Genomic DNA, 15,020 nt, shown 5'->3' on the forward strand with positions numbered 1-15,020 from the left:
GACTGTCTCGTGGGCTCGGAGATGTGTATAAGAGACAGGGATTTGAAAACATGCTGATTCCAATGCTGGTTGCAATTGGACTATCTTTGTTATTCACATTAAATCATTATCAAATTTTGAGAAGACTGGGGAAATTCAACATTTTTGATTCCTATGCATTAGCATCTACCTACGGTGCAGTAGGGGCCGTTACGTTTTCAGTTGGTTTGTCCTTCTTAAAGAATCAGGGAGTCACATCTGAAGGATATCTTGCAGCGATTTTAGCTGTCCTGGAACCTGTTGCTTTCATAATGGCAATATTTTTGACAAACATGGAAGTTTCAAAACAAATTCGTCAGAAAAAAAAATCTTTCACTGGGGATGATGCATCTGATCTTGATATGGGAATTCAAGAAACAAAAACAAAACTCTCCCAAGTTTTACACGAGTCCATAACTGGCAAGGCAATAGTTATTCTTCTTGGAAGTATTGTGATAGGTTACATCATCGGTGAATCTGGATTTGATTCTATCAAAATAGTGTTTGACGAAATGTTTACTGGAGCAATTGTAATTTTCATGATTGAGATGGGGATTATTGCCGGTCAAAGATTGGATGATATTAAAAAAGTTGGAATTTTCCTTACAGCGTTTGCTGTAATCATGCCAACTTTTAATGGGATAATTGGAGTATTGGTTGCAACTGCCATGGGTTTGAGCCTGGGAGGGGCAGTGATGTTTGGATTGTTGTTAGCTAGTGCCTCATTTATTGCAGCACCTGCAGTTCTACGTCATGCCATCCCTCAAGCGAATCCGAGCCTTTACATTACATCTGCATTGGGAATTACATTTCCATACAACATCATAATCTTACTTCCAATCATGTTTGCCCTCTCTACAATTGTTCATGATGGGGAAGGATCGATAGACTTATTCAATTATATCATAAGGGATTGGATATGAAACTCTACACTGTAAAATTACTGACTGTCACTTGTGAGATTCTTGCTCAAAAAAATATTATTGAAATATTAAACAAACATGAGATCACTGGATATACAGCTTATGAGGTTGATGGGAATGGAGCACGTGGAATTCGTGGCCAGGGTTTTAAAAACGAGAAAAATGTCAAAGTTGAAGTTATCATGCGTGAAGAAAAATTACAAGATGTTGTTGAAGAGATCTCAAGAACAATGTTTGCCAATTTTGCTATCGTTCTATACGTTAGCGATGTCAGTGTGGTGAGAATTGAAAAATTCTAACAACACTTGTCGTTTGAGCATAAAACAGGAATTTTTTTACTAGTTTTTGTAACGTTGGATATTAATTCTGATAATTGATTGTTTGATATTGTATACATTGCTTTTTTTCCTTCATCTCTTGATTTGACAATTCCGCATTTTTTCAATGTTTTTAGATGGTGTGAAACTAGTGGCTGATCTTTTTTTAATTTTTCAACAAAATCGTTTACGCATAATTCTTTATTTTTTTGTAAAAGATCCAATATTTCAAAACGTGTTTCATTACAAATACATTTCAAAAGACTGATCCCATTCATATCAACTTAAATTTATATAAACTGATATTTATGTGATGTTGTAGGATGCCTGAAAATATACTATTTGTGTGCGTAGAAAATGCTGGTAGGAGCCAAATGGCTGAGGCATTTTTTAGAAAATTTGCATCAAAACGATTCAACGTTTCCAGTGCTGGTACTTTGCCCTCTTCCCAACTTAATCCAATCGTCGTACAGGTGATGAAAGAAATTGGAATTGATATGACAGAACAAATTCCAAAACTGTTATCTGATTCCATGTTGGCAAACTCTACTAAGACCGTTAACATGGGATGTATGGATAAAGAGTCATGTCCATCGTTGTTTGTTAAAGATCTGCTTGACTGGAATATTTCTGATCCAAAAGAAAAATCTCTTGAAGAAGTTAGAACAATTCGTGACAAAATAAAATCTGAGGTGATAAATCTCATCAAAACTCTTGAGGCATAAAATAAATGGCGTATTCTAATTTACAAATTTTTACTGTAGAATTAGTTGGAACTTTCATTCTCGTAATTTTTGCAACTGGTTCAATTGTTTATGATGCTGAAGTTTTTGATGGAAAATTGGGAATTCCGTTTGCTGCTTTGGCCCCATTCATCGCATTATTGATTGGCGTTTATTCTTTTGGAAAAGTATCTCTGGCACATTTTAATCCTGCAGTAACTATCGGATATTATATTACGGGACATATATCAAAAATTCAAATCATATATTATTTTACAGCAGAACTGATTGGTGCAACACTGGGTTCACTTTTTGTTTTAACATTCATTGGAGACAAAGCAAACCTTGGTGTAAATGCACCTAATCATGATTTTTCAATTTTTGTAATTTTCACAGTTGAAGTTTTAGCTTCTGCAATGTTGATGGGTGTAATATTTTATGTTGTGTATACAAAGGGTCTGAGAGGATTTAGCGGTGTTGCAATTGGAGGAATAGTGGGATTGGATATCTTGTTTTTAGCTTTTATTTCTGGGGCTTCGATGAATCCTGCTAGGGCACTTGCTCCCGCATTATTGTCTGGCACTTTTGAGAATCTATGGCTCTATTGGACTGCTCCATATGTTGGAACTAGTATGGCTGCTTTTCTATTCCGAAAGAAATTTCAAGCACAAAGAGCTACAAATTACGAATAATAATGACCCAAAATATCCTTGAATGATGTCTGAATCAAAGAAATTATTCAATATTGCAAAAAAAGTAATTCCCTCAGGAGTTAATAGCCCTGTTCGATATTTTGAGCCTTATCCGTTCTTTACAAAAAAAGCAAATGGTGCATACATTTGGGATGTTGATGATAAACGTTACATTGATTTTTGCAATGGATATGGTGCATTACTCTTAGGACATAGACGTAAAGAAATTCTCAAATCTGTTTCCAATCAATTAACAAAAGGCACTCTTTACTGTACTCCTACAGAGTCTGAAATTGAACTCTCAAAACTAATCATTGGAAATTTCCCATCTATTGATAAAGTAAGATTGATGAATACTGGTGGTGAGGCTACGATGACTGCAATTAGATTAGCACGTGGTTTTACAAAAAAGAAAAAAATAATAAAATTTGAAGGGTGCTATCATGGTGCCCATGATTCTGTTTTAGTAAAAGCAGGATCAGGGTCTGCTCATAATGGAATATCTGTTTCTGATGGTGGATTAGATGAAGTTTCAAAAAATACTTTGGTTGTAGAGTACAACAATATTGAAGATTTACAAAAAACTATTCAAAAACATAAAGACATTGCAGGGGTTATTGTAGAACCAATACTTGCTAACATGGGATTGATTTTACCTGAAAAGAATTTCCTTTCTGATTTAAGAAAAATTACTAAAGAAAATAACATCCCATTAATTTTTGATGAGGTAGTTACTGGTTTTAGAGTTGCACCTGGTGGGGCACAAGAGCATTTTGGAATTAACCCTGACATCACTACAATGGCCAAAGCACTGAGTAATGGATTTACAATTTCAGCCGTTGGTGGTAAAAAAGAAATCATGGATTTACTTTCTCCTGGTGGTAAAGTTTACCAAGCAAGTACATTTGCAGGAAATCCAATTTCTGTTAGTGCTGCAATTAGTTCAATTAAAACCATAAACAAAATAAAAAATAAACTCTATTCAAAACTTGAAAGATTCAATCTTTTGTTTTCTACTGCACTAGATGATATGGCTACTGACCTGAAAATACCTCACCAAATCAACTTTACAGCCTCAATGTTCCAGATTTTCTTTACTAACAAGCCTGTTGTAGATTATAAGACCTCAAAGAATGCCAATGCAAAGAAATTCCGAAAAATGTTTCAGACTTTATTGAAAAATGGAATATTTATCGCACCCTCTCAGTTTGAAGTAGTTTTTCTCTCTGATGCACATACTCAAACTGATCTGAACAAGACCCTTGATGCATATCATTTGGCATTAAAATCGGTGAAAAATTGAAGTATATAGTAGGAGCTAGAGGGAGTCAGTTATCTGTTGCACAAACCAACTGGGTAATTTCTGAATTAAAAAAAGTCAATTCTGATTGCGAATATGAAATAAAGACAATTACTACAAAGGGTGATACTGATGCAAGACCGTTATTCACAATTGACCAAAAGGGAATTTTTGAAAAAGAAGTTGATAGGGCTGTTGCTCAAAAGGAAGTAGATTTTGCAGTACACAGTTTAAAGGATGTTCCATCCGAACTAGATGAAAATCTAATACTGGCATCTATCCCTAAACGTGAAGTAGTTAATGATGTGTTTATTTCATTAGATGGTTCAACATTGGATGATATCCGAAAAGGTTCTGTAATTGGAACCAGCTCCCTTAGACGTGCAGTGCAAGTTTCAAGAAAAAGACCTGATCTAATTGTAAAACCAATTCGTGGAAATATTGAAACTAGAATCAAAAAAGCTTCTGGAAAAGATTATGATGCAATTGTTCTTGCACAAGCTGGGATCTCAAGACTTGGTGTGGATGTAAAATATTCTCCATTATCTATTGAAGATTTTTCTCCATCTCCGGGACAGGGTGCCATTGCAATTGTTGCAAGGGCTGATGATTTTCAAACTATTTCAATGCTTAAAAAAATTGAAGATCCTGATTCTCGTTTAGAGATTGAGGCTGAGCGTTCTCTTTCTGACTATGTTGATTCTGGATGTAGATTTCCATTAGGGGCATATGCAAAGTCGAATGGTTCTGAGATGACTCTGTCTGTATCTGCATTTTCAGTAGATGGAAAACAATCTCTTCAGGTAAACAAAACTGGAAAGAAGGATGATCCTGCATCACTGGGAAAAAGTGTTGGAATGGAGCTACGTGAGAAAGGTGTAAATGATCTTGCATTAAATTGGAGAGAAAAAGTAGAGGAATGGAATAAGTCATGACTGGAAAAGTGTATCTTGTTGGTGCAGGACCTGGAGATAGTAAATTAATTACATTACGTGCAGTTGAATTACTTGAAAAAGCAGATGTGGTTTTGTATGATAGATTAGTTAGTAAAAAAATAATTTCAATGATTCCAAAAAAAACTGAAAAAGTCTATGTCGGTCGTGCAGTAGGCGATGATACAACACATCAAAACACAACTAATGATTTGATGGTACAATATGCAAAATCTAAAAAAAACGTAGTTAGACTAAAGGGCGGTGACCCGATTATTTTTGGACGCGGTGGTGAAGAGGCAGAATTTCTTAAAGAAAACAAAATAAAATATGAAATTGTTCCGGGAATTACTTCTGGAATTGGTTCTGCAACATATGCTGGCATTCCGTTAACTCATCGAAAATATGCCTCGTCAGTAGTCTTTGTTACAGGACATGAAGATCCAGAAAAGAAAAAAGAGATTGTCAAATGGAAAAATCTTGCAAAATCAGTTGACACAATTGTAATTATGATGGGCTTATCTAGAATTGATGTTATTTGTAAACAACTAATTGCTGGAGGAATGGATAAAAAAACTCCCGTAGCTGTAATTCAAAATGGAACTACTCCTCAACAAAAAATGATCAAAGGAACAGTCACAAACATTGCAAAAAAAGTCAAAGAAAATAAAATTACTCCCCCAACAAATATTATCATTGGATATGTAGTTGATTTATCCGACACTATAGGGTGGAAATAATGCTTGATGGAAAAACTATTGCCATAACTCGCTCAAAAGATGATGCCTCAGAATTTATCTCTCTTGCTGAGCAAAACAAAGTAATCCCGATCCCATTGCCTACAATAGAGCTTGTCAGTAAGGGTGAAAAAATTGTTGATGACTTTTTGAATCTGGTTGAAACTGAAAATCCTGATTACTCTGTATTTTTAAGCTCAAAAGCAGTAAAGATACTATTTGATACTGCAAAAAATATTGGAAATTTTGAGAAATTACAATTGGCAGTTGCAAATACTGCAGTGATGTCTGTGGGTCCTAAAACTACTAAATCTCTAAAATCATATGGTATCAAAGTAAATCACGAGCCAAAAAACTATTCTTCAGTTGGAGTTGGCGAGGAATTTTCTCAAATTCATGCTGTTGGTAAAAAAGTAATTATTCCTCGCAGTGGCGCATCAAATTCTTTTCTTAAAGAATTACTAAACAAGATTGGAATTGATGTTGTAGAAATTCATCTGTATGATGTATGTGCATTTAGAGACACTACTCAATGGAATGGTTTTCGAGAATTATTTTCTCAAAATAAAGTTGACGGTGTTATCTTTACTAGTGGATCATCTGTTCGTGGATTCTTTGAAATTATGCACAAAGATTATGAAAAATCTGATCTGATTAACCGTCTCTCAAAATTAGCCCTTGTGTGTATTGGCCCTTTCACTTCTGAGGAATTAAAGAAATTTGATGTTTCTTATGTCATATCTGAAACACATACAGTTGCAGGCGCTTTTGATACAATGAAAAACACTCTGACTGCCTAGTCTAAAGTTTAGCTGAAGCTATTTAGCTCTGCCTATTTTTCCTCATGTATTTATAATATAACGGGGTTATGATGGACATGACTGCTGAAAATCTAGACATGGATTATTCAAAATATGACTTTAAGGATTCTACTGAACTATATGTCCACCTTAGCAAGAAAGGCCTGTCTAAGGAAACTGTAATCGAAATTAGTAAAATGAAAGATGAGCCACAATGGATGCTTGATTTCAGATTACGTTCTTATGAAATTTTTATGAAAAAACCCATGCCAACTTGGGGTGGAGATCTTAGTACAATTGATTTCCAAAATATTTACTATTATGCAAAGGCATCTGACAAAGTAGAAAAGAATTGGGATGATGTACCAGATAACGTCAAAAAAACATTTGATAAACTTGGAATCCCAGAAGCTGAAAAGAAATTCTTAGCCGGCGTCGGTGCACAATACGAATCTGAGGTTGTATATCACAGCCTAAGAGAAGACTTGGCAAAACAAGGAGTTCTCTTTTTAGATACTGATGCAGCTCTAAAAGAACATCCAGAATTATTCAAAAAATATTTTGGTAAAATTATTCCTCCAGAGGATAACAAATTTGCCGCATTAAACAGTGCAGTTTGGAGTGGCGGCTCATTTATCTACGTTCCACCAGGCGTTCATATTGACATGCCTTTACAAGCATACTTTAGAATTAATGCAGAAAACATTGGTCAGTTTGAAAGAACACTGATAATTGTAGATGAAGGTGCAGAAGTACATTACATTGAAGGATGCACTGCTCCTGTCTATTCTTCAGAATCCCTTCACTCTGCAGTTGTAGAACTAGTTGCACTCAAAGATGCAAAATTAAGATACACGACCATTCAGAACTGGAGTGCAGATGTTTACAATCTTGTAACAAAACGTGCTTATGCACATGAAGGTGCAACCGTGGAATGGATTGATGGAAACATTGGAAGTAAACTAACAATGAAGTATCCTGGAGTCTATCTTATGGGAGAACGTGCTTATGGTGAAACACTATCTATTGCATTTGCTGGTAAAGGACAACATCAAGATACAGGTGCCAAAATGGTTCACCTTGCACCAAATACTACTTCTAAAGTTACATCAAAGTCCGTAAGTAGATTGGATGGACGTTCCACTTACCGAGGAATGCTACATGTGGCAAAAGGTGCTACTGGTGTAAAATCCACTGTAAGATGCGATGCATTGCTTTTAGATGATACATCTAAAACTGATACTTACCCATACATGGAAATCAATCAAGAAGATGCAACAATCACCCACGAAGCAACAGTTGGAAAAATTGGTGACGAACAAATCTTCTATCTTATGAGTAGAGGATTCAGTGAGGAAGAAGCATTATCTCTAATTGTTAATGGTTTCATGGAACCATTTACAAAAGAATTGCCAATGGAATATGCTGTTGAACTAAACAGACTCATTAAACTTGAGATGGATGATTCGGTGGGATAAACTCCATAAAATATAATTTCGATGAATCATGTCCAATGCACTTCTTTCAAAACTCAGCACTACTCACATTGATGAGATTTGCTCATCAGGAAATGAGCCTGATTGGCTAAAAGATTATAGAAAAAGTTCACTTTCTATCTATGAAAGTTTACCAATTGAAATGTCTCCTCTTTACAACAAATACACTGATGCAAAAAAAATGGATCCAGAAAAAGTATCCCTTTCGACATCCACAACTACAACTGTTCCTGATTTTCTTGAAAAGAGATTAAGTGAGCTAGATAAAGAAATTTGTATTATTCAAATTGGAACTAATGTTCATAAAATAAATCTCCCTGATGAATTAAAATCTAAAGGACTAGTGATTTCTTCAATTTCTGATGCAATTAAAAATAATTTTGAACTGGTAAAAAAAGCATTAGATGCCTCTAAATCTCAAGATGATAAATTTACAGCACTAAATAATGCTGCATTTAATTCTGGAATATTTATTCATATTCCACGTAATTTGGTATTGGACAAACCTATCTACTTTTTGACATGTCTATCTGATGATGATCATTCTGTAATTTCTAGAAATATAATATTTGCAGATGAAAGTAGCAAGGCTGCAATTGTTCAAGAACTGTATTCTCCAAAAACTGAAGCACAACAAGCATATCTTGAATTACTAAACACAAATCTTGCAGCAAATGCACAGCTGGATATCACTACTCTACAAATGATGGATCAACATGCTGTAACCTTTACAACAAGACGAACTGATTTGGCCCAGGATTCAAAAGTAAATTGGTATTCTGGATTATTTGGATCCCTGTTATCTAGATACAAAATTGAATATTTCCTTAATGGTAATGGTGCGTCTTCTAATGACTCTGAAGTGATTTTTGGAAATAATGAACAATCCTTTGATATTCAAACTAATGTAAATCATGAAAGCCCATCTACTGAGGCAAGAGTAGTTGAAAAATCAATTCTAAGAAATAAATCAAAATCTCTTTTCAAGGGCATGATTAGAATTAAAGAAAATGCTGCAAAATCAAATTCATTTTTGTCTGGCCGTTCCATTCTTTTAGATAAAGACGCAAAATCTGATGCAATTCCTGGATTAGAAATTTTCACCAATGATGTAAAGGCTACCCACTCTGCATCTGTTGCACAAATTGATGAGGAACAAATTTTCTATCTTAAAACTAGGTGTCTTACTCAGGAAGAAGCTGAGAGAACAATTGTTGAAGGATTCTTAGAGCCACTTTCAAGAAAAATGTCTTTTCAAGTTAGAGCATGGATTGCTTATCTTATTGAATCTAAATGGGAAAATAAAGAACTTACAATTAACACTGATGCAGAATTGGCAAAATTTGTTGAAATTGAAGAGACTCGTTACAACGAAGATTCTGAAATCGAACAACACTACAAGTATCGGTGATATTTTGTCTGAATGGATTAAAGCTTGCACATTGGAGCAGGTAAAAGATGGTCAACTTTTTGGATTCATACATGAAGGTAAAAAATTACTAATTGCCAATCTCAAGGGAAAAATACATGCAACTGATTTAATTTGTACTCATGCTGATGCAGATCTTTCCACTGGCTTTCTCAGCGATGAAGGTGTTAGATGTCCGTTACATCTTTCTGTTTTTAATTTAGTTAATGGCGAACCTCAAAATCTTCCTGCTGAAACTCCTCTAAAAATATACAATGTTAAAATAGACGCCAACGAAATTTATGTGGAGATTTAAGATATGCAAAGTACAGAATCCTTATTTGAAAATATAAGAAAAGATTTTCCAATTTTAAAAAGAACTGTTAGGGATAACAAATCTCTTGTATATCTTGACAATGCATCTACCACACAAAAACCAAATCAAGTGATTGATGCTATTACTGATTATTATCGAAATCACAATGCAAATATCCACAGAGCGGTTTATGCTCTAGCTGAGGAATCTACTGAAGCCTATGAGGCATCAAGAGATAAAATTGCAAACTTTGTTAACATAAAAAATCGCCAAGAAATCATATTTGTTAGAGGCACTACTGAAGCAATAAATTTAGTTGCATATTCGTGGGGTAGGCCACACATCAAGGAAGGTGACATTATTGTTACAACTGAATATGAGCATCACAGTAACATTGTGCCATGGCAACTCCTTACACAAGAAAAACATGCAAAATTAGAATATATTGGAATGGATGATGACGGTGAATTGATTTTAGATGATCTTGACAAATATCTTGCCACAGGTAAAGTAAAACTTGTAACTTTTAGTTTAATGTCCAATGTTCTTGGAACAATCACTGATGCTGAAAAAATTATTGAAAAATGTAAATCTGCAGGCGTTCTTACTCTAATTGATGGCGCTCAGGCAGTTCCACACATGAAAGTTGATATTGAAAAATTAGGTTGTGACTTTTTTGCATTTTCTGGTCATAAAATGCTGGGGCCTACGGGAATTGGTGTTTTATGGGCTCGAAAATCTGTTTTAGAAACAATGGTTCCATTTCATGGTGGCGGTGACATGATTAGAGAAGTTCACAAATATGAAACTACTTGGAATGACTTACCTTACAAATTTGAAGCAGGTACTCCAAACATTGCAGATGTAATTGGATTTGGGGCTGCGATTGACTATCTTGCAAAAATTGGAATGGATAATATCCGTGAACATGAAATTGAACTAACAAAATATGCTCTCGAGAAACTATCTGCAGTTAAAGGACTTCACATCTATGGTACAAAGGATATTTCAAAACGCGGTGGTGTTATTTCATTTAATTTTGCAGATGTTCATCCCCACGATGTCGCTCAAATCATTGATGAAGAAGGAATTGCTGTTAGATCTGGACATCATTGTGCACAAGTATTGATGGAGAGACTAGACGTTTCAGCCACATCGAGGGCTAGCTTTTACATTTACAATACTAAACAAGACATTGATATTCTGGTAAATTCATTAAATATTGTGGCAAAGGTGTTCAAATTATGAGTAGTAATGCAGACATTTATCATGAAATGATAGTAGATTATTCAAGAAATCCAATAAACTATGGAGAGATTGAAAACCATGATGTGACATTTCATGACTCTAACCCTCTATGTGGTGATAGTATTGATATTGATATGAAAATTGATGAAAACAAAGTTACTGATATTAAATTTCATGGAAAAGGATGTGCCATCTGCATGGCATGCTCTTCAGTTTTAACTGAAATTACAAAGGGAAAAAGTCTTGATGAGGTAAGAGCAATTGAAAAAAATGATGTTTTGGGTGAATTAGGCCTTGAACATCTTCAAGCTGTTAGAATCAAATGTGCATTGCTTTCTCTCAAGGTCCTCAAATCTGCACTTTATACCTACATTGGAAAGAATCTCAGTGAGACTCAAGATGTGGATAAACTAAAAGAAGAGGCAGCAAATCTGTACTAGTATGAGTGATTTTACTCCTACAATTCCGATTGCACTTCAAATAAGAAAAATAATCTTTGAAAAATTCAATGATGTTGATACTAAATTCACAAATGATGATATTTTTGAAATGATAAAATCCAATGGTGACCTTGACCCTTCTTGGATTATTGATGACACTGAATCCTTTTTTACAGATATTTGTGATTCTGGTCTTGCAAGAAATATTGCTCAGAATTTTACTACTGTATATTTGAAATTATTTGATCCTATTGAAAAATTTCATTGTAATGCATGCGACCATGATGTCTATTTGGGTTCATCCGAAGAAAGATTATGTCCAAACCCATCTTGTAAATCCATTATTTAGTTCTGTGTCTAATTGCAGCATCTTCTAACGCTTTGATCATTGGTAATTTTTTTCCTGTAAGATAAAGTACCAACGCACCTCCTGCTGTGCTGACATGATCAATTTTATCTGCCAATCCTTGTTGTTTTAACGCTGTAGTTAGATGTCCTCCACTCACAATAGTTGTTGCCATGGAGTTTGCAACTGCATTGAGCAATGCGTTTGTTCCATAACTAAAGTTTTCTTTCTCAAAAAATCCTGCAGGCCCACTAATGAATACCGTTCCTGCACCTGCAATTAATTTTGAATAATATTCTACAGTCTTTGGACCTAAATCGAATATTTTGTCACCTTTGCCCATTTCCCTTACATCCATCTCCACTCTTTCTCCATCTTTGTTAATTGCAATATCCACCGGGGTTGCAAATACATCTGGATATTCTCCAATCAATGAGTGAGCTTTTGCAACAACTTCGTCTTCTCGTTTTATTCCGAGTGGTGATTTGATTCTAGCTTGAGCGCGCATGAAGACATTGCCAATTAATCCTGTTAATAGAACATGATCTGCACGACCATTTTGAATCAATAATTTTATTGCCTCTAATCTGTCTGGAATTTTAGATCCTCCTAACACAATCACGTGAGGGGCTTTGGCTACTGTCATTATTTCATCTAGATTTCTTACTTCTCTCTCTACAATTCTTCCTGCACATGCAGGTAACACTTGTGCAAATCCTACAATTGATGGGTGTGATCTGTGTGCACTTGGAAATGAATCTAATACACAGAGATCAAATAATTTTGATAAACGTGAAACCATGATTGTTTTAGCTGCATTTTCTGGAGTAAATTCATAATTTTCTTCAGCACATAATCGAAGATTATCTAAAAGTAAAATTTCTCCATTTTCTAAGTTTTTGATTGCATTTTGTGCAGCTTCTCCGATTGTATCTTCTACATATTTTATTTTTTTATTCATTAATTTTTCAAGAACTTTGGCATGTTTGTCCATCCCGATATATTCATTATTCCCAACTCTTCCCTGATGTGAGCCGATGACTACCTTTGCTTCTTTTAGTGATTGTAAAGTTTCAATTGCTTCTTCAATTCTTTTAGTACCTGAAATTTCCAACGTTTCGGGGTTTATTGGGCAGTTCATATCGACTCTTAAAAAAACGGTCTTACCTTTTAGGTCAAAATCATCTAGTGTGAGAACCTTCACATTTTGTCTATTGTCCACTTGGTTAAATTCTTTGAGCCGATCAGAATCCTTTCTTTTATCTTGTTTCTAAACTCTCTTTGACATTTTCAAAACTTATCTATTGACAAAAATTAAAAGATACGTGCTTGAGGTTCAATTAATTGCAAAATTGGATTTTTGATATTCGGTCTCGCTCATTTGTTTTTCTTACAATTTTCTTTTTAATTATCACAGCTATGGTATATTCTGGAATCACAGAAACCTTTGATCATAATGTCATATTGTTTTTTTCTGAAAATGTTGGGAATCCTTCACTTGATCTCATAATGCAATCTATGACAGAAAGCGGTGAGGCTTTGTGGATGTTGGGTTTTGCAATTTTGATATTAATAATTCCAAGAACCAGAAGAGTGGGGGTCACCTTGATGATTTTAATTGTAATTTCAACATTGCTTACTGGTTATGTTAAATGTGGTGTTGACCGTGATAGGCCTGATTTTGAGTATGAATCCGTTTCATTTCCCGTACCTGTAAGCAAAGATACCTTTGCCTTGTTTTGCGAGGGTGGATATGATGCATCATATCCTTCTGGTCATGCAGCAAGGTCGATGATATTTGCAATTATTTTGGGATATGCACTATCTGAAAGATTTCCACGTGGTGCATATCTGATGTTCCTGTATCCTATTTTGATTTCATTGAGCAGACTCTATGTTTTGGAACACTATCCTATGGATGTAATTGGCGGTGCAGTAATTGGAGTTATGTTATCTGGAGTTATGGCAAAGAGAACCAAACTTTACAAAATTTTTGATAAATCAATAACCTAATTCTGTTAAAACATCCCGGTGTATCAGAACTATTGCATAGTGGTCGTCATCATGATGGTATGTCCAATATTTGATATCTCTGTCTTCTTTTTTTTGTCTTAGGCCTGTGGTAATTCCTGTTGTTACAGTGTATCCTATTCTTTTAGCAATTTTTGATTCTTTTGGCATCAATACCTTGTATCCTTCTTTTTTTCCTTTGAATCCTAGATTCACCATCTTTTCTACGGCAATCATTGCCTCTTTCTCATCTTTAACATCGAATGTTTTAGATATTTGCAAATCATTTGGATGAAATTCCATAATTTTAGTAACCTCTCTTTACTAATATTTTTTAAAAAATCCCTTTTAGCGATCAATTGAAGTTAATTTTCTTTACATGAAAGTCAAATCATGGTCATATTCACCACTTAACCGACTCTTTTATCTTGATTCAATCATTGGTCTCATTAGATAAACTCGTAATTCAATTACGACAAAAAAAACAAGAAGCAACTAAACTTCGTCAAAAAGCTGAAAATCAACTTAAAGAACTGCGTTCTACAGAAAAACGCTCTTCATCCGGTCTTCAAACAATTGACAAGAAAATTGAATCTGAACGAGAAGAATCCACTGATGTTTCGACAGTTCTTTTAAGAAAAAATGCTCAGTTGGAAAGTATTGGACGATTGATAACCACGGCAGAAGACAGACTTGCTAAGGAAAAAGAGGCAATAGACCAGGCTGAGCAAGAAATTGAATTCGCTGAAAGCCCAATTGAAAAGGAAAATGCTGAGGCCAGATTACGTTCATTAAATGATCATGTAAATGAATTAGTTGAGGAAATTAAAAGCAGAGAAAAAACTGCTAAAAAGATTTCTGATGATGTTGCAAATTTCTCTGACATTAAATCAAAAATTGTTTCAAAAATCCAAAAACAAACTAAATCAAAACCTTCTTTGCGTGAAACCAAAGTTGAAAGTCATAAGGCAGCACAAAAATTCATCAAAGAATTAGAACGACGAACAAAAGCCGAAGAATCTGCACAAAAATCGTTAGAAAATGCATATTCCAAATTAAAAGCATTATTGGCAAAGAAAAAGACTGCATCTAAAAAGAGTCCGGCAAAGAAAAAGACTGCATCTAAAAAGAGTCCGGCAAAGAAAAAGACTGCATCTAAAAAGAGTCCGGCAAAGAAAAAGACTGCATCTAAAAAGAGTCCGGCAAAGAAAAAGACTGCATCTAAGAAGAGTCCGGCAAAGAAAAAGACTGCATCTAAGAAGAGTCCGGCAAAGAAAAAGACTGCATCTAAGAAGAGTCCGGCAAAGAAAAAGAC

19 protein-coding genes are annotated in these 15,020 nt (G+C 34.7%); 16 read left to right on the forward strand and 3 right to left on the reverse strand.

Going from position 1 to position 15,020, the window contains the following annotated elements:
- Together ACW9XH_RS08555 and ACW9XH_RS08560 are read left to right on the forward strand one after the other, a co-directional pair.
- Positions 1-941, forward strand: a 941-nt coding sequence (locus ACW9XH_RS08555; RefSeq protein WP_457760242.1) for a sodium-dependent bicarbonate transport family permease, incomplete at its 5' end; no start/stop codon positions are given.
- Positions 938-1,240 carry a P-II family nitrogen regulator gene (locus ACW9XH_RS08560; protein WP_457760243.1) on the forward strand — a complete coding sequence of 101 codons (303 nt, stop codon included), beginning with the start codon at positions 938-940 and terminating at the stop codon, positions 1,238-1,240. The genes ACW9XH_RS08555 and ACW9XH_RS08560, both read left to right, overlap by 4 nt.
- On the opposite strand, the gene ACW9XH_RS08565 is transcribed toward ACW9XH_RS08560, so the two are convergent.
- Entirely contained in the window at positions 1,237-1,518 is a 282-nt protein-coding gene (locus ACW9XH_RS08565; protein WP_457760244.1) for an ArsR/SmtB family transcription factor, read from the reverse strand. The genes ACW9XH_RS08560 and ACW9XH_RS08565 overlap by 4 nt on opposite strands.
- Positions 1,519-1,581: 63 nt before the next feature.
- Between ACW9XH_RS08565 and ACW9XH_RS08570 the strand changes: the two genes are divergently transcribed.
- From ACW9XH_RS08570 to ACW9XH_RS08625, 12 genes are all read left to right on the forward strand, one after another.
- On the forward strand, positions 1,582-1,983 hold the full coding sequence (locus ACW9XH_RS08570) for an arsenate-mycothiol transferase ArsC (RefSeq protein ID WP_457760245.1): 402 nt from the start codon (positions 1,582-1,584) through the stop codon (positions 1,981-1,983).
- A gap of 5 nt (positions 1,984-1,988) precedes the next feature.
- Positions 1,989-2,672, forward strand: a complete 684-nt coding sequence (locus ACW9XH_RS08575; protein ID WP_457760246.1) for an MIP/aquaporin family protein — start codon at positions 1,989-1,991, stop codon at positions 2,670-2,672.
- A gap of 25 nt (positions 2,673-2,697) precedes the next feature.
- Positions 2,698-3,975, forward strand: coding sequence for a glutamate-1-semialdehyde 2,1-aminomutase (hemL, locus tag ACW9XH_RS08580; RefSeq protein ID WP_457760247.1), 1,278 nt, complete (start codon positions 2,698-2,700; stop codon positions 3,973-3,975).
- Complete coding sequence (hemC, locus tag ACW9XH_RS08585) at positions 3,972-4,907, forward strand: hydroxymethylbilane synthase (protein WP_457760248.1); 936 nt, start codon at positions 3,972-3,974, stop codon at positions 4,905-4,907. Before hemL ends, hemC begins: the two co-directional genes overlap by 4 nt.
- Positions 4,904-5,644 carry a uroporphyrinogen-III C-methyltransferase gene (gene cobA, locus ACW9XH_RS08590; RefSeq protein ID WP_457760249.1) on the forward strand — a complete coding sequence of 247 codons (741 nt, stop codon included), beginning with the start codon at positions 4,904-4,906 and terminating at the stop codon, positions 5,642-5,644. Before hemC ends, cobA begins: the two co-directional genes overlap by 4 nt.
- Positions 5,644-6,441 (forward strand): uroporphyrinogen-III synthase, encoded by a 798-nt coding sequence (locus tag ACW9XH_RS08595; RefSeq protein ID WP_457760250.1) that lies wholly within the window; start codon positions 5,644-5,646, stop codon positions 6,439-6,441. Before cobA ends, ACW9XH_RS08595 begins: the two co-directional genes overlap by 1 nt.
- 77 nt (positions 6,442-6,518) lie before the next feature.
- Positions 6,519-7,919 (forward strand): Fe-S cluster assembly protein SufB, encoded by a 1,401-nt coding sequence (gene sufB / locus ACW9XH_RS08600; RefSeq protein ID WP_457760251.1) that lies wholly within the window; start codon positions 6,519-6,521, stop codon positions 7,917-7,919.
- A 28-nt stretch (positions 7,920-7,947) separates the two neighbouring features.
- Positions 7,948-9,348 carry a Fe-S cluster assembly protein SufD gene (gene sufD, locus ACW9XH_RS08605; RefSeq protein WP_457760252.1) on the forward strand — a complete coding sequence of 467 codons (1,401 nt, stop codon included), beginning with the start codon at positions 7,948-7,950 and terminating at the stop codon, positions 9,346-9,348.
- A gap of 4 nt (positions 9,349-9,352) precedes the next feature.
- Positions 9,353-9,661 (forward strand): Rieske (2Fe-2S) protein, encoded by a 309-nt coding sequence (locus tag ACW9XH_RS08610; RefSeq protein ID WP_457760253.1) that lies wholly within the window; start codon positions 9,353-9,355, stop codon positions 9,659-9,661.
- Positions 9,662-9,664: 3 nt separating this feature from the next.
- The gene (locus ACW9XH_RS08615) at positions 9,665-10,909 is read left to right on the forward strand and encodes a cysteine desulfurase (RefSeq protein ID WP_457760254.1); all 1,245 of its coding nucleotides are present in this window, start codon (positions 9,665-9,667) and stop codon (positions 10,907-10,909) included.
- Positions 10,906-11,349 (forward strand): iron-sulfur cluster assembly scaffold protein, encoded by a 444-nt coding sequence (locus tag ACW9XH_RS08620; protein ID WP_457760255.1) that lies wholly within the window; start codon positions 10,906-10,908, stop codon positions 11,347-11,349. The genes ACW9XH_RS08615 and ACW9XH_RS08620 overlap by 4 nt, the downstream gene beginning before the upstream one ends.
- Before the next feature lies 1 nt (position 11,350).
- Positions 11,351-11,698 carry a hypothetical protein gene (locus ACW9XH_RS08625; RefSeq protein ID WP_457760256.1) on the forward strand — a complete coding sequence of 116 codons (348 nt, stop codon included), beginning with the start codon at positions 11,351-11,353 and terminating at the stop codon, positions 11,696-11,698.
- Here ACW9XH_RS08625 and ACW9XH_RS08630 read toward each other — a convergent pair.
- Entirely contained in the window at positions 11,691-12,917 is a 1,227-nt protein-coding gene (locus ACW9XH_RS08630; protein WP_457760257.1) for a phosphoglycerate kinase, read from the reverse strand. The genes ACW9XH_RS08625 and ACW9XH_RS08630 overlap by 8 nt on opposite strands.
- Positions 12,918-13,039: 122 nt before the next feature.
- Between ACW9XH_RS08630 and ACW9XH_RS08635 the strand changes: the two genes are divergently transcribed.
- Complete coding sequence (locus tag ACW9XH_RS08635; protein ID WP_457760258.1) at positions 13,040-13,708, forward strand: phosphatase PAP2 family protein; 669 nt, start codon at positions 13,040-13,042, stop codon at positions 13,706-13,708.
- Here ACW9XH_RS08635 and ACW9XH_RS08640 read toward each other — a convergent pair.
- Positions 13,697-14,008 (reverse strand): hypothetical protein, encoded by a 312-nt coding sequence (locus ACW9XH_RS08640; protein ID WP_457760259.1) that lies wholly within the window; start codon positions 14,006-14,008, stop codon positions 13,697-13,699. The two genes, ACW9XH_RS08635 and ACW9XH_RS08640, sit on opposite strands and share 12 nt — an antisense overlap.
- 125 nt (positions 14,009-14,133) lie before the next feature.
- Here ACW9XH_RS08640 and ACW9XH_RS08645 point away from each other — a divergent pair.
- On the forward strand, positions 14,134-15,020 hold an 887-nt coding region (locus ACW9XH_RS08645), incomplete at its 3' end, for an ATPase V (protein ID WP_457760260.1).

Source organism: Candidatus Nitrosopumilus sp. bin_32a (assembly GCF_054095935.1).